The sequence below is a fragment of the Actinopolymorpha cephalotaxi genome (genome assembly GCF_013408535.1).
In the GTDB taxonomy this organism is placed as follows: domain Bacteria; phylum Actinomycetota; class Actinomycetes; order Propionibacteriales; family Actinopolymorphaceae; genus Actinopolymorpha; species Actinopolymorpha cephalotaxi.
In genome coordinates this window covers 603,566-624,619 of the sequence record NZ_JACBZA010000001.1, presented here as the reverse complement: position 1 = coordinate 624,619, position 21,054 = coordinate 603,566, and the positions used below count along the sequence as shown (strand labels likewise).

The window sequence follows — 21,054 nt, the reverse complement described above, 5'->3', positions numbered from 1 at the left end:
GCGAGCAGGCGCCCGGCGCGCCGGACAGGGACTTGTCGGTGGTCTCCGTCACAGTGGTCGCCATGAACGGGACGATCTTCCTCGCCTTCGTCGTCGGGATCGCGGTCGGGCTGGCCATCGGCGCGCTGCTGGTGCGGGTCCGGATCGCGGAGTCCCTCGCCCGGGCGGGCGCCGAGCGGGACGCCGCGGAGAGCCGGCTCGCCGAGCTGACGGCCGACCGGCGTTCGCTGGCCGAGCAGTTCAAGGCCCTGTCCGCCGACGCGCTCGCCCAGTCCAGCCGGCAACTGCTCGACCTCACCGACGCCCGGGTGCGGGCCGCGGAGACGGTGGTGGCGCCGGTGAAGGAGAGCCTGGACCGCTTCGACGGGCGGCTTCGCCAGCTGGAGGAGTCCCGGGTGGCGCTGCAGTCGTCGCTGCGCGAGCAGGTCGACGCCGTACGCCTCACCGGTGAGGCCCTGCGCAAGGAGACGGGCGCCCTGGCCTCCGCGCTGCGCAAACCACAGGTGCGCGGGCGCTGGGGAGAGCTGCACCTCGCCCGGGTGACCGAGCTCGCCGGCCTCGTCGACCACGTCGATCTCAGCTTCCAGCACAGCGCGACGAACACCGACGGCGACACCGACGCCGTCCACCGGCCCGACCTGGTGGTCCACCTGGCCGGCGGCAAGCACGTGGTGGTCGACGCCAAGGTGCCGCTGGAGGCGTTCCTGGATGCGGCCGAGGCCGGCGACGACCAGGTCCGGGCCGAGCGGCTGGCCCGGCACGCCAGGCACGTCCGTCACCACGTCGACGCGCTCGCGGGCAAGGGTTACTGGCGCAGGCTGCCGGCGACGCCGGAGTTCGTGGTGCTGTTCATGCCGGGTGAGGCGTTCCTGTCCCATGCGCTGGAGGCCGACCACACGCTGCTGGAGTACGCCGCCGAGCGCCGGGTGATCCTGGCCACCCCGAGCACCCTGATCGCCCTGCTCCGGACGGTGGCGTACGCCTGGACCGAACAGGCCCTCACCCACAACGCCCGGGAGGTCTTCGAACTCGGCCGCGAGCTCTACCAGCGGCTCGGCCGGCTGGGCCGCCACCTCGACCGGTTGGGGCGGTCGCTGACCGGAGCCGTCGGCTCCTACAACGAGGCCGTCGGGTCGCTGGAGACGAGAGTGCTGGTCAGCGCCCGTCGGCTGCACGAGCTGAAGGTCACCGACGAGGACCTCCAGGCCCCCGCGCCGATCGAGCAGGCGGTCCGGCCCCTCGCCGCGGCCGAGCTGGTCGGAGCAGCCGCCGAGGCGCGCGCGGTCCGCCGGGTCGGCGAGGGCTGACGTGCTGCTGCACGCTGCCGCGGGGTGCTGGGCCCGGGCCGGGCGCGGAAGTCACTCCGAACCGTTCAGCGATTCTCATGATCGTTTCGGCCGGGCCGGATGACGCCGCGCCGGAGGTCCCAATATCGTTCTGGCGTGCAGGAGCCACGGGTGCAGGGTCGGTCGCCGTCGGCGTCAGCCGAGGCGACGTCATGGGTGGAGCCGCTCGCGGACCGGCGGTCCGCGCTTGTGGCAGCCGAGGAGAACCAGCGCGGACGGGACGACGACGCGTCGAGCCCGCCGCCACCGCGCGCCGAGCGCGCTCAGACCGGGGTTTCCCGGTCGGTGCGCCCGCCGATCGAGGCGCCGCGGCGGGAACGCCCGCCGATCGACCCGACCTGGCGGGAGCGTCCTTCGGACCAGCCCGTCCGGCGGCCCGGCGGTCGGCGTGTCGCCACGTCCGCAGCCGAGGTCCCGCCCTCACCGGAACGCCCGGCGGTCCGTGGCCGGCGGGTGGCCTTTCCGCTGCCGGCCGACCTGCCCACCCGCGCGGAGCGAGCCGCCTGGCCGCCGCCGACGACCGGCATCCCCCAGTCCGGTTCGGTGGTGGACGAACGCTCGTCCCGCGCGGACCGGGCGGCCCGCCCGGGACGGCGGGCCAGGGTCTCCTCGCCGACCCCGGACACAAGCCCGGACGTGGAGCTCGACGAGCACGAGGTCGTACTCCCCCGCCTTCCCCGGACCGGTGAACACCGGCCCCACCCACTGCCGGTCGCGCTGAGCGACGACCATCCGTTCGAGCCGGACCTCGACCCGAGGTCGGTCGGCGGCCGGCGTGGACCGGCACATCCGTCACCTGAGGTGAAGGAGACGGGAGCGGACTCCGCCGCCGCGGGCAGGCGACGCCGTGCCGACGAGCCGTCCGAGTCCGCCGAACCCGAACCGGACTGGCGATCCGTACTCGCCCAGCCGGCCACGTCAGGGTCGGACGACCTCACCCGGGCCGAACGACCTCAGCCCGAGCCGGAGCAGCAGCCCGAGCCGGAGCGGCAACCCCAGCCGGACTGGCGGTCCGTACTCGCCCAGCGGCCGGAGGCGGCGCAACCCGAGCCCCCGTCGGCGGACCGTCCCCTGAACGACGTCGCCGAGCGCGACGCAACCCCGGTTCCGTCCCCCGCGACGCGCCGGCCCGTCGACCGCGACGACCGCGACGACCACGCCGACATTCCGCAGGACCTTCGGCCGAGGGGCCTGCGCCGCGCAGAGGACACCGAGGAGAGCGGTTCACAGACCGTGACGGACACCCGACGGCAGGCGGCCCGGCCCCCGGCACGCCCACAGCCGGAGCTCCGAGGGCCCGTGGAACCGGCGCAACGTCGCACCGGTCGGCGGAACACCGATCCGCACGAGATGGGGATGCCGGCTTTCGTCGCGGTGCTCGTCGGCGTGGGCGGCAGCGTGCTCGGCGCGTTCCTGGACATCCTGGTGACCGGCGGCGTCGGCCTGTTGTTCAGCCTGTGCTTCGTGCTGACGGCGTTCGGGGTGGCGGCCGCCGTACGACGTACCGGCATGTTCACCGCCGGCGTCCTGCCGCCGTTCGCAGCTCTGGCAAGCCTGGTCGTGGTCGCCGCCGTGGACCCGCAGCGGATCGCCACCACCGCGTCGCCGGTGCGCGCGGTACTGGTCGGACTGGCGTGGGAGTCGTGGACGATCGTCGCCGGCTGCGCCGTGGCGCTCGTGACGATCGCGGTGCGGGCGGTGTTCGCGCGCCGCGCCCGGGTCAGCCCGCCGAGGCGGCCCGCCGAGGCGTACGCAGCTCCGGAGGCAGCGCGAAGATCAGGCTCTCCTCGGCGGTCCTGACCTCCTCGGCGGCGGGGAAGCCCCGTTCGGTCAGCAGGTCGAGCACACCCTCGACGAGCGAGTCCGGCACCGACGCTCCGCTGGTGACACCCACGACCTGTACGCCGTCCAGCCAGGCGTCCTCGATCTCCTCGGCGTTGTCCACCCGGTAGGCGGCGTGGGCACCGGCCTCCAGCGCGACCTCCACGAGGCGTACGGAGTTGGAGGAGTTCGCCGATCCGACCACGATCACCAGGTCCGCCTTGTCGGCGATCTCCTTCACCGCGACCTGGCGGTTCTGGGTGGCGTAACAGATGTCGTCGCTCGGCGGGTCGATCAGCTGCGGGAACCGCTCCCTGAGCCGATCGACCGTCTGCATCGTCTCGTCGACCGACAGCGTCGTCTGGGACAGCCACGCCACGCGGGACGGGTCGCGAACCTCGATCCGGTCCACGTCGTCGGGTCCCTCGACGAGCTGGATGCTGTCGGGGGCCTCCCCGGCGGTGCCCTCGACCTCCTCGTGCCCGGCGTGACCGATGAGGAGGATGTCCTGGCCACCGCCGGCGAACCTGCGCGCCTCGTTGTGCACCTTGGTCACCAGCGGGCAGGTCGCGTCGATCGTACGAAGCGACCGCTCCTCGGCCTCCGCGTGCACGGCGGGTGAGACGCCGTGGGCGGAGAACACCACGGTCGCCCCCTCCGGCACGCTCTCCAGCTCGTCCACGAACACCGCGCCACGGGCCTCGAGGCTGCTGACCACGTGCTTGTTGTGCACGATCTGCTTGCGGACGTAGACGGGCGGGCCGTACTTGTCCAGAGCCTTCTCGACCGTGATCACCGCCCGGTCGACTCCGGCGCAGTAACCGCGCGGGGCAGCGAGCAGGACTCGGCGTTCGCTCGACGTCATGGCACTCATGGTAGGTGGCCCGCCGGGCAGGGGCTCCCGCCCGGCGGGGTGAGGCGTGCCACGTGCACCGCGGGCGACTCCCCGCCGACCTCCCGCAACCGCGCGTGACCTCGCCTGCGGCCGCCTGCGGAAGGGGACGAAAGGGGCACCTCCACCCGTACGTCGGAGGCGGCCCGTAGGGTCTGGCCATGGCTTTGCAGACGTCGCCGGAAAGCCCCGCGCCAGTACGCCAGGTCGCCAACCTGATCGGTCAGTGGATCGGCCGGCTCGGAGCGATCTGGGTCGAGGGCCAGGTGGCGCAGCTGACCCGGCGGCCCGGCACGTCCACGGTCTTCCTGACCCTGCGCGACCCGGTGGCCGACATCTCCGTGCAGGTCACCTGCCCGCGCCGGGTGTTCGACATCGTGGACCCGCCGGTGGTCGAGGGCGCGCGGGTGCTCGTCCACGCCCGGCCCGCCTACTACGCGCCGAGGGGCACGCTGTCCCTGGCTGCGTCCGACATCCGCCCGGTCGGCCTCGGCGACCTGCTCGCCCGGCTCGAGCGCCGCAAGCGGCTGCTGGCCGCCGAGGGGTTGTTCGCGCGCGAGCGCAAGCGCCCGCTGCCGTTCCTGCCCACCCGGATCGGCCTGGTCTGCGGCCGCAACTCCGCCGCCGAGCACGACCTACTCGAGAACACCCGGCGCCGGTGGGCGGCGGCGAGGTTCCGGGTGGAGAACGTCGCCGTCCAGGGACCCCAGTCCGCCGGCCAGGTGATGGAGGCGCTGCGACGGCTGGACGCCGACACGACCGTGGACGTGATCGTGGTGGCCCGCGGTGGCGGGTCGGTGGAGGACCTGCTGCCGTTCTCCGACGAGGGCCTGATCCGTGCCGTGGCGGACTGCCGTACGCCGGTGGTGAGCGCGATCGGGCACGAGCAGGACTCACCGCTGCTCGACCTGGTGGCCGACGTACGCGCCTCCACACCCACCGACGCGGCCCGGCGGATCGTGCCCGACGTCGGCGAGGAGACCGCGAGGGTGGAAGCTCTGCGCGGCCGGGCCCGCCAGCTGTTCGGTGGGTGGCTGGACCGCGAGCTGACCGGCCTGCACACGCTGCGGGCCAGGTCGGCGCTCGGCGACCCGGAGCGTGACCTGGGACGCCGGGCCGAGCAGATCGTGGCGCTGCGCGACCGCGCCGACCGTTGTGTCGGGCAGTTGCTGGACCGCGCCGACGACAACCTGCACCACCAGCTGGCCAGGGTGCGTGCGCTGTCTCCCAAGGCGACGCTGGACCGCGGCTACGCCGTCGTACAGAAGGCCGACGGGCACGCGGTACGCGATCCGGCCGAGGTGAGCGGGGGCGAGCTGCTCGCCGCCCGGGTGGCCGGCGGGCAGTTCTCCGTCCGCGTACAGGACGCCGACGGCGCGCCGGACGCCGCGGCCGAGCCGGGGTCGCAGGCGCAAGCGGAGCCGGAGTCGGCGCGCGCCACCGGTGCCGGCCGATGAGGTCGCCCGGGTTCGGACCATCGGCACCTGCCCGGGGGTGGGCGTCGATAGGGTCTGGAGGGTGAGCAAGCCCGACACCCGCGAGCCCGAGACCGCACTGTCGTACGAACAGGCCCGAGACGAGCTGGTCGACGTCGTACGCCAGCTGGAGGCCGGCGGCACCACCCTCGAGGAGTCGCTGCGCCTGTGGGAGCGCGGCGAGGAGCTGGCGGCGATCTGCCAGGGCTGGCTCGACGGCGCCCGCGCTCGGCTGGAGGCCGCCCGCGCGTCGAAGGAGCAGGACGAGATCGAGGATCTCGACGAGGACGAGTAGCAACACATCGGAGCGCGGAACCGCACAGCGGCCAACGCCGGCGACGGACAGCAGGGGAGACCATGGTCAGCACGAGCACCACCGCCAGCAGCGACGGCGTGCCCCCTCCGCTCCGGACCGACGCGGACGCACCCGACCGCAACCTCGCCCTCGAACTCGTCCGGGTGACCGAGGCGGCCGCGATGGCGGGTGGCCGGTGGGTCGGCCGCGGCGACAAGAACGGCGCCGACCGGGCGGCCGTCAACGCCATGCGCACGCTCATCGCCTCCGTCGGCATGCACGGCGTGGTGGTCATCGGCGAGGGCGAGAAGGACAACGCGCCGATGCTCTACAACGGCGAGGAGGTCGGCTCCGGCGAAGGACCGGAGTGCGACGTCGCCGTCGACCCGATCGACGGCACCACCCTCACCGCCAAGGGCATGAGCAACGCCGTGTCCGTGCTCGCGGTGGCACCGCGCGGCGCGATGTACGACCCGTCCGCGGTCTTCTACATGGAGAAGCTGGCCACCGGTCCCGAGGCGGCCGACGCCATCGACATCACCGCGCCGATCACCGAGAACATCCACCGGGTCGCCCGCGCCAAGCACGAGTCGCCCGAGGACGTCACGGTGGTGATCCTCGACCGGCCCCGGCACGAGGAGCTGGTGCAGGAGGTCCGGGCGACGGGCGCGCGGATCAAGTTCATCACCGACGGCGACGTGGCCGGCGCGATCATGGCGGCCCGCCCGGGCACCGGCGTCGACCTGCTGGCCGGCATCGGCGGCACGCCCGAGGGCATCATCGCCGCCTGCGCGATGAAGTGCATCGGCGGCATGATCCAGGGCCGGCTGTGGCCGAAGGACGACGTCGAACGCCAGAAGGCGATCGACGCGGGCCACGACATCGGCAAGGTCCTCACCACCGACGACCTGGTCGAAGGCGACGACGTGTTCTTCGTGGCGACCGGCATCACCGACGGCGAGTTGCTGCAGGGCGTCCGCTACAGCGGCGACGGGGCGACGACGCACTCGCTGGTGATGCGGGCCCGCAGCGGCACGATCCGGTCCATCATGTCCGAGCACGCGCTCAGCAAGCTCCGGGCCTACTCCACGATCGACTTCGGCCGCGCCGGCTGAGCGTCCTCGCTCGGCCCCGCCGGCTGAGCGCTCCGGTCGCTCGGGGCCTGAGCGCTCCGGTCGCTCAGCGGCGGAACCACCCGCGGCGCGGCGGCTTCGCCGTGAGCTCACCGAGGACGACGGTCCCGCGCACCCTGATCACCGGGGTGCCGGGCCCCTGCACCCCACGGGTCTTGTTCTTGCGTTCGGCGAGGACGGTCGTCCCACGCTCGAAGTCCACGGCGATGTCGTCGGGAACGATCAGCGTGAGCTGGCCCATGCCCACCTGGACGTCCAGGACGACCTCGTGCGGGATGGCCGCCTCGGTGAAGTCCAGGGTCACGTCGCCGAGATACGCGCGGGCGGACAGCCGCGGCGGCACCAGCCAGCGGCCGTTCACCTTCTGCGAGCTGAGCAGGGCGTTCACCTCCGCGGGTCCCGGACGGGCCGGGGCGTTCGCGGCGGTGCCGCCCTGCTGACGGGACGGCCGCTCGGCGGCCTCGGGCAGGTCCGCGGTCAGCGGCACGAGTTCGGCGTAGGTCCTCGCCGCGTAGGTGCGTTCGAGCCGGTTGTCCAACTCCTCGAAGTCCAGCCGGCCGGCCCCGGCGGCGCGCCTGAGCACCTCTGCGGTCTGCTCGCGGTCGGCGTCGGAGGCACGAAGCTCACCGGAGCCGCCGGACGCCCACGGGGTGTTGCTCATCGTCACTCCCTCGACCTCACTGTCACAGCCTCTGAAGGTTAGCCGCTGAGCGCGGCCGTGGCCTCCTCCCGACGAACGACAGCCAGGACGCGCCCGGCGGATCACGCATCACCCGCGCCGGCACCTTCGCGGCCCAGCCTAGGGTGGGGCCGTGCTGCCCGACCCCGTTCCCGACCCTGTTCGCGGCCCTGTTCCTGACGCTGGTGTGGCCTTCGACCCGACGCGGCCGGTGACCCTGGCCGCCGACGAGACGCCGCGGGGCTCGGTCGCCCTGCGCCGCCGGTCGCTGGAGCCCGACGGCACCGGCGAGGTGTACGAGCTGATCACCAACGGCACCTTCGTCATGGACACGCTGGAGACCACCACCGAGCGCCTGCTCGCCCGGGCCGCGCTGGCGTACGCACCGGCCGGCGCCGCCTGGTCTGTGGTCGTCGGTGGCCTGGGCCTGGGGTTCACGGTGCGCGAACTCCTCGCCGACGCCCGGGTCGCCCGGGTCGACGTGATCGAACTCGAGCCCGCCGTCGTCGACTGGGTACGCGACGGGCTGGTCCCGCCCACGGCGGGCGTCCTCGCCGACGAACGGGTACACGCCCACGTCGCCGACGTACGCCGCTGGCTGCCGGCTCTGCCCGCCGGTGGCGCCGACGCGATCCTGCTGGACGTCGACAACGGCCCGGACTTCCTCGTGCACCGCGCCAACACCGAGGTGTACGAACGCCCGTTCCTCGGCGTCGTACGGCGCGCCCTGCGGCCGGGCGGGGTGGTCGCGGTGTGGTCGGCCACCCGGTCCACGGGCCTGCGCCGCCGGCTGGAGCGGGAGTTCGGGACCTGCCAGGAGCTCCACCGGGTGGTCCCCCGGGAGGGCCGGCAGCTGGACTACTACCTCTACGTCGGCCGGAACGTCGGCTGAGCCCTGACCACGGCCGGAACGCCGCCTGAGCCCCGGACCGCGGCCGGACCTCATCCGGGCGTGAAACGCGTCACCTCCGTACGGATCCTCCGCGTAGCAACGCCACAGGTTGATCCGATCAACATTGACAAGGTATTTCGTTCGGCCGGACGCTCCTGTCATCCGCATCCACGGGAGGTCACCCATGCCGTCCACCGCCGCCACCACGCGCTCCCAGTCCGGCGACCCCGGCAGCACGCGCCACGACGCCAAGCCCGGCGCCCCGACCGCCACAAGCGCCAGTGCCGGCGCTGGCACCGGCGCCGACGCCGACGCCGGTCAGATCGTCGTCCCGCCCGGCCTGGCCGGGGTGAGCGTCACCGACACCTCGATCGGCCACGTCCGCGGGCGGGAGGGCTTCTACCACTACCGGCAGTACTCCGCGGTCGACCTCGCCGAGCGCCGTACGGTCGAGGACGTCTGGCACCTGCTGTTCGCCGGAGAACTGCCCGACCGCGCACAGCGCGCGGAGTTCACCGCCCGCCTCGCCGCCTACCGCGAACTGCCGGCCGGCGTACGGGACGTACTGCCCGCGATCGCCGCCGCGGCCCCCGCGCCCCTCGACGGCCTGCGGACCGCGCTCTCCCTCGCCGGCGCGGCGCAGGGCATGCGGCCGGTGTGGGACCTGGACGAGGAGGCCCGGCGCGAGGACGCGCTGCGCCTGTGTGCACAGGTGCCCACCCTGCTGACCGCGCTGCACCGGCTGGCGCGCGGCGAGCAGCCGATCCCGCCCCGCCCGGATCTGCCGTACGCCGCGAACTACCTCTTCATGCTGACCGGCACCGATCCCCGCCCCGAGCACGCCCGCGCCGTCGAGCGCTACCTCGTCTCCACCATCGACCACGGCTTCAACGCCTCCACGTTCACCGCCCGGGTGATCGCCTCCACCGGCGCGGACGTCGCGGCCTGCCTGGTCGGCGCGGTCGGCGCGCTGTCCGGTCCGCTGCACGGCGGTGCGCCGAGCCGCGCGCTGGACGCGTTGGACGCGATCGGTACGCCGGACCGGATCGACGGGTGGGTGCGCGAACGCATCGAGCGCGGCGAGCGGATCATGGGGTTCGGCCACCCCGTCTACCGCACCGAGGATCCGCGCTCGCGCATGCTGCGCGGTACCGCCCAGGAACTCGGCGGCGACCTGGTGGAGTTCGCGATGGCGGTGGAGAGCCGGGTGCTCGCGCTGCTCGCCGAACTCAAGCCGGACCGGGAGATCCACACCAACGTGGAGTTCTACGCCGGCGTGGTGATGGAGCTGTGCGGACTGCCGCGGAGCATGTTCACCCCGACGTTCGCCTCCAGCCGGGTGATCGGCTGGTCGGCGCACGTGCTGGAGCAGGCGCGCGACCGCAAGATCATCCGGCCGGACGCGAAGTACGTCGGGACGCCTCCCCCGCAGCCGGTGCCGGACCTCTGACGGCTCAGCCCCGGGTGCTCGGCGCATCGGGCGGCGCACCGGGCGGCGGGCCGGTGTAGAGGGCGCGGGGCCGGAACCGTACCCGATGGGGGTACTCCTCCAGCGCGTGCGCGACCAGCCCCGCGATCCGCCCGAACAGGAAGACCATCTCGCCGGACCCCTCTGTCAAGCCGAACTTGACAGCGAGTGCGGCCAGCGCCAGGTCCACGTTGGGCGCCGGGCCGCCGTGCCGGCCGACCACCCGCACCAGTTCTGCCACAACAGCGTCAACCCCAGCTTGCGCGGAGTCCCCGTCGGCCTCGCGTACCAGCTCCAGCAGGGCGTCCGCGCGCGGATCCCGGCCGGTGTAGACCTTGTGGCCGAACCCCGGCAGGTGTTCTCCGCCACGCAGCCGGTCACCGACCACCCGGGGCACCGCCGCCGGGTCCGGTGTCGTACGCAACAACGACTCCAGGCCCGAGGCACTCGCACCGTGCAGGATCCCGCCGCCCGCACTCAGCCCGGTGAGCACCACGAGGTACGGATCGGCCCACACCGACGCCGCGACCCGGGCGGCGAGGGTGGAGGCGGCGAGCTCGTGGTCGGCGAGCAGGACCAGCGCCGCGTTCAGCGCCCGGATCTCACCCGGCCCGGGTGCCCGGTCGGCCAGCCGCGACCACAACCGTTCGGCAACCGACGACCCGGTGACGGGCGAGCGTTCGGGCAGGGAGTCGACGATGCCGGCGACCAGCGCCCGGGCGGACGCCACCACCGCCGCCGGGCGCCGGTCGTCGCGCATCGGGTCCGCGGCGGCCAGCGCGGCCACCACCACCCGCATCCGGTCCACCGGCCGGGTGGACGCGGGCAACGCCTCCTGTGCCCGCCGGCCCACCTCGACCGCCGCGGCGGAGGCCTGCCACGGCCCGGCGTACGCGCTCTCCCACAACAGCCCGGCGACCGCCTCGAACGACTCCGTCCGGGCGAGCGCGATCGCGTCCCGTCCGCGGTAGTACAGCGCGCCCTCCGGGTCGAGCAACGTCAGCCCGGTGTCGACGACCACCTCCAGCGCGCCCGCCCGGCCGCCGCGGCGGTTCCTCCGGGCCAGGCGTTCGACCTCGATCCGGTCGAACCGCGACGACCGCCGGTCCGCACCCGGGTGCCGGGTCAGCACGCCCCGGCTCACGTAGGCGTACACCGTCTCGGCCTTCACCCCGAGCAGGTCGGCGGCCTGGGCGGTGGTCATCCAGCGGGTGGACTCGCTCACATCGGCAACCTCATCACATCGACGACGAGGCGGGCGGAATAGAGTCGGGCCATGGCGCAGGAGCGAGAGCAGGACTACCGGATCGAACGCGACACCATGGGCGAGGTCAGGGTTCCCGCCGAGGCGAAGTGGCGGGCCCAGACCCAGCGCGCGGTGGAGAACTTCCCGATCTCCGGCTCGATGCTGGAGGCCCAGCACATCCGGGCACTCGCCCTGATCAAGGGCGCGGCGGCGAAGGTCAACGCGGAGCTCGGCGTCATCGACGCCGACCTCGCCAAGGCGATCCAGGAGGCCGCGGCCGCGGTGGCCGCCGGCACCCACGACGTGCACTTCCCGATCGACGTGTTCCAGACCGGCTCGGGCACCTCCAGCAACATGAACACCAACGAGGTGCTGGCCACGCTGGCCACCGAGGCGCTCGGCCGGTCCGTCCACCCCAACGACCATGTCAACGCCTCGCAGTCCAGCAACGACGTGTTCCCCTCCTCCATCCACATCGCCGCGACGTATGCCGTCCTCAACGACCTGATCCCGGCGCTGTCGCACCTGTCGGACTCGCTGGAGACGAAGGCGACGGAGTTCGCCACGGTGGTGAAGTCGGGGCGTACGCACCTGATGGACGCCACGCCGGTGACACTCGGCCAGGAGTTCGGCGGTTACGCCGCACAGATCCGGTACGGCATCGAGCGGGTGGAGTCCACGCTCCCCCGCGTCGGCGAGCTGCCGCTCGGCGGCACCGCGGTCGGCACCGGCATCAACACCCCGCCCGGGTTCGCCGAGAAGGTGATCGCCGAACTCGTCGAGACGACCGGGCTGCCGCTGCGGGAGGCCCGCAACCACTTCGAGGCGCAGGGCGCCCGCGACGCGCTGGTCGAGCTGTCCGGTCAGCTGCGTACGATCGCGGTCGGCCTCTACAAGGCGGCCAACGACATTCGCTGGATGGGCTCCGGCCCGCGCGCCGGCCTCGGTGAGCTGGCGCTGCCCGACCTGCAGCCGGGGTCGAGCATCATGCCCGGCAAGGTCAACCCGGTCATCCCCGAGGCCGCCCGGCAGGTGGTGGCGCAGGTCGTCGGCAACGACGCCGCGGTGGCGTTCGCGGGTTCGCAGGGCGACTTCGAGCTCAACGTCATGCTGCCGGTGATCGCCCGCAACCTGCTGGAGTCGATCCGGCTGCTCACCAACGTGAGCGTGCTGTTCGCCGACCGGCTGGTGGCCGGCATCACCGCCAACGCCGAACGCTGCCGCGAGTACGCCGAGTCCTCGCCGTCGGTGGTCACCCCGCTGAACCGCTACATCGGCTACGAGAACGCCGCGAAGGTCGCGAAGACCTCACTCGCCGAACGCAAGACCATCCGGCAGGTCGTGATCGAGCAGGGGTACGTCGAGCGCGGCGATCTCACCGAGGAGCAACTCGACAAGGCACTCGACGTCCTGTCGATGACGCATCCCTGATCTGGGACCGGCGATGCTGGACGGGGAGCGCGAGCCGACGGCCCGGGTGGCCGCGGTCGCCGGGGTGGCCGTGATGGCGCGGGAGTTCCACGAGGCGTTCGGGCTCGGAGCCTCCGACGCCCCGGTGCCGCGCCCGGACTCCTGGCGGCTGCGGATCGCCTTGCTGCGTGAGGAGTTCGAGGAGTACGTCGAGGCCGCCGCGGCCGGTGACCTGGTGGCGGTGGCCGACGCGCTCGCCGACATGACGTACGTGATCTACGGAACGGCGTGCGAGTACGGCATCCCGCTGGATGCCGTACTCGCCGAGGTGCACCGCTCCAACATGAGCAAGCTCGGCCCGGGCGGCCGCCCGATCCTGCGGGCGGACGGCAAGGTGGTGAAGGGGCCGGGATTCGCCGCACCGGACATTGCCCCCCTCCTGCGAGACGCGGGCCACGCGGATTCTTCCGCGGAAGAATCCAGCTGAGACGACAAGTGGTACCGTCATTCGCGAAAAGCCCCGGTAGGCCTCTGCTCTTCGGATCATGCCCCGGGGCCACGCCTTTTCCCGGCACCAGAATCTCTTCTCGCGCAGCACTCCCGACGCGGCCGGACCATTCTGCGGAGGAGTCGGCGGCGAGATTTCTGGGTAGCGTCTTGCACGAAGAGCCCCGGTCGGCCCCTGATCCTCAGATCATGTCCCGGGGCTATGTCTTCCATCGGCGGGATTCTTCCGCGGAAGAATCCCGCCGGACCCGCAGCGTCGGTGCCTGCTGAGCCGGTTGGCCGAGGATGACCACGACCCGGGTACCGGCGATCGTTCGCGACTAGGATCGCGATGGTGAACGTTTCCTCCGGTACGACTCCCGATCCGGGCGGTCTGCCCGCCCAGCGTCCCGGGACCGCCGGGATGCGCCCGTCCGGCCCACCGCCGTACTGGCAGCCGGGCACGCACATCTGGTGGCACTACCGTCGGCGCACCTGGCTGCCGGGGAGTCCGGAGACCGTCCGGCCGATGACTGTCGTACGCGACGACGCCGACGCCCTGGTGGCCTGGCTGGCGCCGGGGACCCCGGTGCTGCGGCCGGTGCTCACCGACGGCCGCGACCTGCGCGCCGCCCAGATCGACGACTGGTACCGAAGGCCGGACAACCGCGCGCTCAAGCGGGACCGCTGGCGCGGAACGGGCATCCTCAAGGTCGCGCCGACCGGTGTCCCGTGGTCGGTCTGGCTGTTCTGGCTTCCCGACGGGAGATTCCGCAACTGGTACGTCAACCTCGAGGACGTCCACGTCCGTGACGACCTCCACGTGGTGACCCAGGATCACGTCCTCGACGTCGTGGTGCATCCCGACCGCACCGTGCGCTGGAAGGACGAGGACGAACTCGCCGCCGCCGTCCGCTGGGGCCGCTACGACGCCGCCGACGCCGCGGAATTCGAGAAGGACGCCCGTGCCGTCGAGGAGGTGGTAGCCCGGTGGGGTTCGCCGTTCCGCGACGGCTGGGAGGACTGGCGTCCCGACCCGAGGTGGCCCATCCCCGCACTGCCGCCCGGCGCCCGGGCCGATTTCTGACCGACAGTTTCTGACCACCAGCCCGCCGCGCGACCCACACCTGCTCCGGCCTTACTCCGGCCTACTCCGGCCGGCGACCTGATCGTGCTCTGAGTACGCCGGACGCGGTACTAGCAGGACCTTCCGGGGAAGGACGCGGGCGACCGGTCCCCTCGGCGAGGCTGGACCGCGACGAGCCGCGGAGCAGCCGCGGCCGCAGCGAGCCACGGCGCGGCCGCGGCCACCACGGGCGAGAAGGGCTCAGGTCATGGCGACACACGACGCTTCGGCAGGCACCAGGAGTACCCGCACCGGCGGGCAGCAGGCAGCGGGCGGGCCCGCGGGAGCGCCGGCGAAGGCCTGGCCGTTCACCGCGTTCCGCACCCTGGTTGCCCTGCAGGCGGTCGCGATCTTCGTGCAGGCGATCACCGCCGGGATGATCGTCGCGGGCCGGTCGGGTGCGAAGGACCTGCACGGCGGCACCGCCACCCTGGCGTTCGCGTTCTCCCTGCTCACCGTGGTCGCGGCCATCCTGGTGTGGAAGCCCGGTGGTGGTCCGGCCCGGATCATCGTGCCCAGCGCCGTGATGCTGGTCCTCGTCGTCGTACAGGCCGTCCTCGGCGGTGAGCACCAGAAGCTGCTGCACGTACCGCTCGGGGTGGCGTTGTTCGGCGGCATCATCGTGATGGTCATGCGGGCGTGGTCGCGTCCGGGCGGCGGCTCCCTCGCCGCCTCCACCGCTGCCTCCCGGCCGTGAGCCTGACCCGCCGGCAGGCGCTGCGGCTGTTCGGCGCGGGGACTCTCGGCGCGCTGACGGCATCGTCAACCGCGGCTTGCTCCCTGCTGGGGACCAGCAGCCCCGCGCCCCGGCTGCTGCCCAGCACCGCCGAGCTACCGTTGCCGTTCCGGGTGCCGTTGCCGATCCCGCCGGTGGCCCGGCCCACCCGCAGCGACGCCACCACCGACTACTACGACCTGTCGCCGCGGGTGGCCGAGCAGGAGATCCTGCCCGGTACCCGTACGCGGATCTGGGGGTACGCCGGGCGGTTCCCCGGGCCCACGGTCGAGGCGCGCAGCGGCCGACGGGTGGTCGTGCACCAGACCAACGAGCTACCGGTGCCGGTGGTGACCCACCTGCACGGCGGGCGCACACCACCGGCGAGCGACGGCTACCCGACCGACCTGCTGCTCCCCCGGCACGGCGACTTCCCGACCGGCACGGCGGGCGCGGCGGGCAGGGCAGGCATGGCCGACCCGCGGGCGCGGGTGACGCGCGGCAGCAGGACGTACGACTTCCCGCTCGACCAGCCCGCCGCGCCGCTGTGGTACCACGACCACCGGATGGACTTCACCGCGCCGCAACTGTGGCGCGGGCTGGCCGGCATGTGGTTCGTCCGCGACGACGAAGAGGACGCGCTGCCCCTGCCCAGGGACGAACGCGAACTCCCGCTGATGATCTGCGACCGGTCCTTCGGCCCGAAGGGCAACCTGCTCTACCCCGCGCTCGACCCGCACCTGCGCGACCGGCCCGGTGTGCGGGAGGCGTACTCGGGCGGTGTGCTCGGCGACGTCATCCTGGTCAACGGCGCACCCTGGCCACATCTCGACGTCAGCGCGACGCGTTACCGGCTGCGGATCCTGAACGCCTCCAACGCCCGGCGCTACGAGCTCACGCTGCGCCCCGCGCCCGCCGGCGAACCCGCGTTCGTGCAGATCGGCAGCGACGGCGGCCTGCTGGCCCGCCCGGTGCCGCGGTCCACGCTCACTCTCGCGCCGGGCGAACGCGTCGACGTGGTGGTCGACTTCGGCCGGTTTCCGGTGGGTACGACCGTGGTGCTCGCCAACGCCGCCGGTGAGGACGGGGCCGCGCGGGTGATGAGGTTTCGGGTCGTACGCCGAGAACGCGACACGACTCACGTGCCGGCCCGGCTGGCGAAGATCGAGCGGCTCGACCCGGCGAAGGCGAGCGTCACCCGCGAGTTCGCGTTCGAGTCCGGGGACGTGCACGGGCACGCCGGCTGGACCGTCAACGGCGAGGCGTTCGACCCGGCGAAGACCCTCGCCCGGCCCCGGCTCGGTGCCACCGAGGTGTGGCGGCTGACCAGTGACGTGGAACATCCGGTGCACCTGCACCTGGTGCAGTTCCAGGTGCTCACTCTCGACGGCGAACCGCCGAAGGCCGACCTCGGCCGCAAGGACACCCTCGACCTGCGTCCCGCACAGACGGCGGAGATCATCGCCCGCTTCGACGGCTACCGCGGGAGGTACGTGCTGCACTGCCACAACCTCGAACACGAGGACATGGCGATGATGGCCAACTTCGAGGTCGTCTGACCCCGAAGTCGGCCATCATCCAACTCGCCCCTTGCCAGGCAGAAAAGCCCAGGCAGAAAAGCCCAGGCGGAAAAGCTCAGGCAGGCGTGGGCTCGCCGCTGGTCGCGTTCGAGTTCTTCCGTGTCAACCCGAGGTTGGCACCGTCCTTGGGGTCGAACAGGTGGATCTTCGACACGTCCAACCAGAACCTGCCCGGCTGCCCCTCGCGGATCCGGCTGGCGGGGTCGAGGGAGATGATGAGCTGCGGGCGCATCGCCTCCATGTCGAGTTCCTGTGCCAGCGTGTCGATCTCGGCACGCAGGTCCTGCTCGGACTCGTACGGCACGTAGGCGTACTGCTCGTTGCCGAGCCACTCGATCACGTCGACGGTCGCCTCGAACGTCTCACCGCGCGGGTGCTTGGCCGAGTCGACGTACTCCGCGTCCTCGAACGAACCCGGCCGGATGCCCGCCACCAGCAGGCGGCCTTCCAGGGCCGCCGCGTCGTAGACGTCGGGCAGCGGCACGGTGGCGAACGGCAGCTCGATCCGGCCGTCCTTCACCGTGGCCGGTAGGAAGTTCATCGGCGGCGCGCCGATGAAACCCGCCACGAACAGGTTGATCGGCTGCTCGTACAGCTCGCGCGGAGACGCGCACTGCTGCAGAACACCCTTGCGCAGAACGGCAACCCGGTCCCCGAGGGTCATCGCCTCGGTCTGGTCGTGGGTGACGTAGACGGTTGTGGTGTCCAGCTGCCGCTGCAGCCGGGAGATCTCGGTTCGCATCTGCCCACGCAGCTTGGCGTCGAGGTTGGACAGCGGCTCGTCGAACAGGAACGCCTCCGCGTCCCGGACGATCGCCCGCCCCATCGCCACCCGCTGGCGCTGACCACCGGACAGCTGGCTCGGCTTGCGCTGCAGGTGCTCGCCCAGCTCGAGCAGGTCGGCGGCGCGCTCCACCTTCTGCCGCACGTCCTCGTCGGACTGCTTGGCCAGCCGCAACGGGAACGCGATGTTCTCGTAGACGGTGAGGTGGGGGTAGAGCGCGTAGTTCTGGAAGACCATCGCGAGGTTGCGGTCGCGCGGCGCCTTGTCGTTGACGCGTTCGCCGCCGATCAACAGGTCACCGGAGGTGATGTCCTCCAGCCCCACGATCATCCGGAGCAAGGTGGACTTGCCGCATCCGGACGGGCCGACGAGAATCATGAACTCGCCGTCGGCGATCTCCAGGCTCACGTCGTTGACGGCCGGATAACCATCGCCGTACTCCTTGACGATGTTCTTCAACTCGATGACTGCCATGGCGCATCAACCCTTCACCGCGCCGGACGTCAGCCCGGCCACGATCTTGCGCTGGAAGAAGAGGACGAGCACGATCACCGGGATCGTGACGACCACCGCGGCCGCCGCGATCGCGGCCGTGGGTTGTTCGAAGAAGGACTCACCCGTGAAGAACGCCAGCGCCGCGGGCACCGGCCGGGCCGCGTCGGAGGCGGTCAGCGAGATGCCGAACACGAAGTCGTTCCAGGCGAAGAAGAACGTCAGGATGGCGGCGGTGAACACACCGGGGGCCGCCAGCGGGACGATCACCTTGCGGAACGCCTGCCACTGGGTGGCGCCGTCGACCTGGGCGGCCTGCTCCATCTCCCAGGGGATCTCCCGGAAGAACGCCGAGAGCGTCCAGATCGCCAGCGGCAGGGTGAACGACATGTAGGGGATGATCAGCCCGAGCCAGGTGTCGTACAGCCCGAGCGTCCGCCACATGTCGAACAGCGGCGGCACCAGCGAGATGGTCGGGAACATCGCGATCGCCAGCGCCATCGACAGCACCAGCTTCTTGCCCCTGAACTCCAGCCGCGCGATCGCGTAGGCGGCCAGCGTGGCCAGCACCACCGACGCGACGGTGGAGATCAGCGAGATGCCGACGGAGTTGCGCAGCGCGCTGAGGAACAGTCCCGAGTCGAACACCGTGCGGTAGTTGTCGAAGGTGGCCTCGGTCGGGAAGAAGCCCGGCGTGTTGGCGTCCTTCTTCAGTGACAGGGAAAGGATCCACGCCACCGGGAACAGCGTGTAGAAGACGATCGCCAGCCCGGCGACCGCCCACCACACCTTGCGGGCGTTCATCACCGATCACCTCGCACCTGGGACAGGTCGGTCCGGAACAGCTTGATGAAGACGAACGCGATGATCAGCACCGTGAGGAACAACAGCACCGACACCGCCGAGCCGAGACCCACCGCCGTGCGGGTGATCATCTGCCGGTACGCCAGGAAGGAGACCGTCTCGGTGCCCTGCGCGCCGTTCGTCATCACGAACACGCTGTCGAAGATGCGGTAGGCGTCCAGCGTGCGGAACAGCAGGGCGACCATGATCGCCGCCCGCATGTTGGGGATGGTGACCTTCCACAGCCGCTGCCACCAGGTGGCGCCGTCGACCTTCGCGGCCTCCTGCAGGTCCTCGGGGACCTGCGCGAGCCCGGCCAGCAACAGCAGCGACATGAACGGCGTCGTCTTCCAGATCTCCGACATCGAGATCGCCGCGATCGAGGAGCCGAACTGCGCGAAGACGTCGTAGTTGTCCAGGCCGAACCAGGAGTTGAAGAACCCCGAGTCGGGCGCGAACGCGAACTTCCAGGCGAACGCCGAGACCACCGTGATGATGCCGTAGGGCACCAGGATGGCGGTGCGGACGATGCCCCGCCCGAACAGGATGCGGTGCATCACCATCGCGAACGCGAAGCCGATGATCAGCTCCACGATCACGGTGACGATGGTGATCAGCACGGTGACGCCGACGTCGCGCCACCACAGTCCGTCGCTCAGCACCATCGTGTAGTTGGCCAGGCCCACGAACCGCCGGGACTCGGGGTCGGTGATCCGGTAGCTCTGCAGGGAAAGCCACACCGCCTGCAGCATCGGATAGGCGGTGACCGCCAGCATCACGATGAAGGCCGGGGCGCAGAGATACCACCCCAGCCGCTGCTCGTGGCGGGCCCGGTCGGTCAGCCTGCGCCGCCTGGCGGTCGAGGGAGCCGGTTTCTCGAGTGTCGTTGTCGTCATGGTTCCTCCCTCCGCCTCAGATCAGCTCTTTGTCGTGGAGGACCGCGACGATCAGCTTCGCGGTGGCCTCGGGAGTCCTGCTCGGGCTGACCGCCGACGCCGGGTGCCAGGTGCGCTGGACGGCCGCGGTGATGTCGGGGTAGTACGGCGTGATCGGCCGGGGCGCGCCCTGGTCGACCGACTTCCGCAGCAGGCCGGCCATCGGGAACGCCTTGCGGATCTCGGGATCTGCGTACACCGACTCGACCGTCGGCAGCAGGCCCTCGCCGAGCATGTACTCCTTCTGGCTGGCCGGTGAGGTGATGCAGCGCGCCGCCTCGACCGACTCCTTGGTGTGCTGGCTGAACGCGCCGACGGCGAGGTTGATGCCGCCCAGCGGCGGCGCGCTCGGCCTGCCCTTGACGACGCCGGGCCAGCGGGCGTAGCCGAAGTCGTCAACCTTGGCTTGCTGTTCCCTGATCTGCTTGTCCAGCGCGGCCCGCTTGCCCGCCGGAGCGCTCTTGCGCTGCGTCTTCAGGTCGTTCAGCGTGCCGGTCTCGGCGGTGTAGACGAACGGCCAGTTGGTCATGAAGCCGCCGTTGTCGGCGTTGAACCCGGCCTGGCTGGTGCCCTCGTCGGAGTTGCTGATATCGGCCGACGCCGCCTTCGAACGCCCCAGCGTGCGCAGCACGTCGGCGGCGGCACGGCCGGCGGCGGAGTCGATGGCGGGCGTGACGTCCTTGCCCGCTTCGGGATTCTTCAGGATCTTCCCGCCCGCGGAGGCCACCAGCGAGTTGATCAGCACGGTGTAGCCCTCGTAGCGGGACGCCTGCACCTGCACCGTGGTGCCGGACTTCTCCGCGGCCGCGATGACCTGCTTCCAGGTCACGTCGGAGTTGGGGCCGATGTCCAGGCCGGCCTTCGCAGCGACCGACTTGTGGTACCACAGCACCTGGGTGTTGGAGTTGAACGGGACAGCGTAGAGCTCGTCCTTCCACTTCGCCGCCTCCAGCGGCCCGGCCAGCATGCCCTTGGTGAGCTCGCTCGCCTCGCTGCCCTGGAACTTGTGCAGGAAGCCCGCGTTGGCGAACTCCGCGAGGTAGGGAAGGTCGAGGCTCATCAGGTCGATGCCCTTGTCACCGGCGGCGAGCCGGCGGACGAGTTGCTCGCGCTGGGCGGTGGAGTCGCGGGGCAGCAGCGCGGTGGCGATGCGGTACTTCCCGCCGGCCTGCTGCGTGCACTTGGCCGCCAGCTTCGCCTGGCCGCCGTTGTCGGGGTTGACGTACCACGTCACGACCGGCGGCCCGGAGTCGCTCCCGCACCCGGCCAGGGCCGCCGCGGCCGCGAGGGTGAGCGCCGCGAACAGCGCCGCCCGGCGGCGCCCGGCAGGTCGTTCGGCGTACTTGGACTGCGGTCTCCGGCCCTTTCGGCCGGCTGCGTCACGCACTGCGCCTCCAGGTCGACTCGCCTGCGCGTTCCTTCGGTCAGATCACGAT

The 21,054-nt window shown here is 71.8% G+C and carries 19 protein-coding genes; 12 read left to right on the top strand and 7 right to left on the bottom strand.

What is annotated here, in order from left to right:
• Positions 1-62 precede the first annotated feature (62 nt).
• The gene (gene rmuC, locus FHR37_RS02795) at positions 63-1,307 is read left to right on the top strand and encodes a DNA recombination protein RmuC (RefSeq protein WP_202884462.1); all 1,245 of its coding nucleotides are present in this window, start codon (positions 63-65) and stop codon (positions 1,305-1,307) included.
• A 135-nt stretch (positions 1,308-1,442) separates the two neighbouring features.
• Positions 1,443-3,146 (top strand): DUF6542 domain-containing protein, encoded by a 1,704-nt coding sequence (locus tag FHR37_RS02790; RefSeq protein WP_139239114.1) that lies wholly within the window; start codon positions 1,443-1,445, stop codon positions 3,144-3,146.
• Here the strand turns inward: FHR37_RS02790 and FHR37_RS02785 are convergent.
• Positions 3,067-4,041, bottom strand: a complete 975-nt coding sequence (locus tag FHR37_RS02785; protein ID WP_092886768.1) for a 4-hydroxy-3-methylbut-2-enyl diphosphate reductase — start codon at positions 4,039-4,041, stop codon at positions 3,067-3,069. The genes FHR37_RS02790 and FHR37_RS02785 overlap by 80 nt on opposite strands.
• A gap of 179 nt (positions 4,042-4,220) precedes the next feature.
• Between FHR37_RS02785 and xseA the strand changes: the two genes are divergently transcribed.
• The 3 genes from xseA (at position 4,221) to glpX (ending at position 6,944) form a co-directional block, all read left to right on the top strand.
• Positions 4,221-5,516 carry an exodeoxyribonuclease VII large subunit gene (gene xseA / locus FHR37_RS02780; RefSeq protein WP_092886766.1) on the top strand — a complete coding sequence of 432 codons (1,296 nt, stop codon included), beginning with the start codon at positions 4,221-4,223 and terminating at the stop codon, positions 5,514-5,516.
• A gap of 61 nt (positions 5,517-5,577) precedes the next feature.
• The gene (locus tag FHR37_RS02775; protein ID WP_092886764.1) at positions 5,578-5,829 is read left to right on the top strand and encodes an exodeoxyribonuclease VII small subunit; all 252 of its coding nucleotides are present in this window, start codon (positions 5,578-5,580) and stop codon (positions 5,827-5,829) included.
• A 62-nt stretch (positions 5,830-5,891) separates the two neighbouring features.
• Positions 5,892-6,944 (top strand): class II fructose-bisphosphatase, encoded by a 1,053-nt coding sequence (glpX, locus tag FHR37_RS02770; RefSeq protein WP_092886762.1) that lies wholly within the window; start codon positions 5,892-5,894, stop codon positions 6,942-6,944.
• A gap of 64 nt (positions 6,945-7,008) precedes the next feature.
• Here the strand turns inward: glpX and FHR37_RS02765 are convergent, their stop codons facing one another.
• Positions 7,009-7,623: a DUF1707 SHOCT-like domain-containing protein gene (locus FHR37_RS02765; protein WP_139239113.1), complete on the bottom strand. Its 615-nt coding sequence runs from the start codon at positions 7,621-7,623 to the stop codon at positions 7,009-7,011.
• 151 nt (positions 7,624-7,774) lie between these two features.
• Here FHR37_RS02765 and FHR37_RS02760 point away from each other — a divergent pair, with 151 nt between their 5' ends.
• Positions 7,775-8,533, top strand: coding sequence for a spermidine synthase (locus FHR37_RS02760; RefSeq protein ID WP_237768999.1), 759 nt, complete (start codon positions 7,775-7,777; stop codon positions 8,531-8,533).
• Positions 8,534-8,717: 184 nt separating this feature from the next.
• On the top strand, positions 8,718-9,983 hold the full coding sequence (locus FHR37_RS02755; RefSeq protein WP_092886756.1) for a citrate synthase/methylcitrate synthase: 1,266 nt from the start codon (positions 8,718-8,720) through the stop codon (positions 9,981-9,983).
• Positions 9,984-9,987: 4 nt separating this feature from the next.
• Here FHR37_RS02755 and FHR37_RS02750 read toward each other — a convergent pair whose 3' ends face one another.
• On the bottom strand, positions 9,988-11,226 hold the full coding sequence (locus tag FHR37_RS02750; protein WP_202818299.1) for a citrate synthase: 1,239 nt from the start codon (positions 11,224-11,226) through the stop codon (positions 9,988-9,990).
• A 51-nt stretch (positions 11,227-11,277) separates the two neighbouring features.
• On the opposite strand from FHR37_RS02750, the gene FHR37_RS02745 reads away from it, so the two are divergent.
• The 5 genes from FHR37_RS02745 to FHR37_RS02725 all read left to right on the top strand — a co-directional run bounded on the left by FHR37_RS02745 (position 11,278) and on the right by FHR37_RS02725 (position 16,543).
• Positions 11,278-12,678 carry a class II fumarate hydratase gene (locus FHR37_RS02745; RefSeq protein ID WP_092886754.1) on the top strand — a complete coding sequence of 467 codons (1,401 nt, stop codon included), beginning with the start codon at positions 11,278-11,280 and terminating at the stop codon, positions 12,676-12,678.
• Between the two features lie 13 nt (positions 12,679-12,691).
• On the top strand, positions 12,692-13,144 hold the full coding sequence (locus tag FHR37_RS02740) for a pyrophosphohydrolase domain-containing protein (RefSeq protein WP_092886752.1): 453 nt from the start codon (positions 12,692-12,694) through the stop codon (positions 13,142-13,144).
• A 351-nt stretch (positions 13,145-13,495) separates the two neighbouring features.
• Positions 13,496-14,230: a DUF402 domain-containing protein gene (locus tag FHR37_RS02735; RefSeq protein ID WP_202818298.1), complete on the top strand. Its 735-nt coding sequence runs from the start codon at positions 13,496-13,498 to the stop codon at positions 14,228-14,230.
• A 247-nt stretch (positions 14,231-14,477) separates the two neighbouring features.
• Positions 14,478-14,966 (top strand): hypothetical protein, encoded by a 489-nt coding sequence (locus tag FHR37_RS02730; protein ID WP_092886749.1) that lies wholly within the window; start codon positions 14,478-14,480, stop codon positions 14,964-14,966.
• A complete protein-coding gene (locus tag FHR37_RS02725; protein WP_092887139.1) occupies positions 14,963-16,543 on the top strand; it encodes a multicopper oxidase family protein in 1,581 nt (526 codons plus the stop codon). Before FHR37_RS02730 ends, FHR37_RS02725 begins: the two co-directional genes overlap by 4 nt.
• 76 nt (positions 16,544-16,619) lie before the next feature.
• On the opposite strand, the gene FHR37_RS02720 is transcribed toward FHR37_RS02725, so the two are convergent.
• From FHR37_RS02720 to FHR37_RS02705, 4 genes are read right to left on the bottom strand one after another with little or no spacing between them, the layout of a single operon-like run.
• Positions 16,620-17,822 (bottom strand): ABC transporter ATP-binding protein, encoded by a 1,203-nt coding sequence (locus FHR37_RS02720; RefSeq protein WP_092886747.1) that lies wholly within the window; start codon positions 17,820-17,822, stop codon positions 16,620-16,622.
• A 6-nt stretch (positions 17,823-17,828) separates the two neighbouring features.
• Positions 17,829-18,644, bottom strand: a complete 816-nt coding sequence (locus tag FHR37_RS02715; protein WP_092886745.1) for a carbohydrate ABC transporter permease — start codon at positions 18,642-18,644, stop codon at positions 17,829-17,831.
• On the bottom strand, positions 18,644-19,579 hold the full coding sequence (locus FHR37_RS02710; protein ID WP_092886743.1) for a carbohydrate ABC transporter permease: 936 nt from the start codon (positions 19,577-19,579) through the stop codon (positions 18,644-18,646). The genes FHR37_RS02715 and FHR37_RS02710 overlap by 1 nt, the downstream gene beginning before the upstream one ends.
• 16 nt (positions 19,580-19,595) lie before the next feature.
• Entirely contained in the window at positions 19,596-21,005 is a 1,410-nt protein-coding gene (locus tag FHR37_RS02705) for an extracellular solute-binding protein (protein ID WP_179770973.1), read from the bottom strand.
• Between the last annotated feature and the right edge of the window lie 49 nt (positions 21,006-21,054).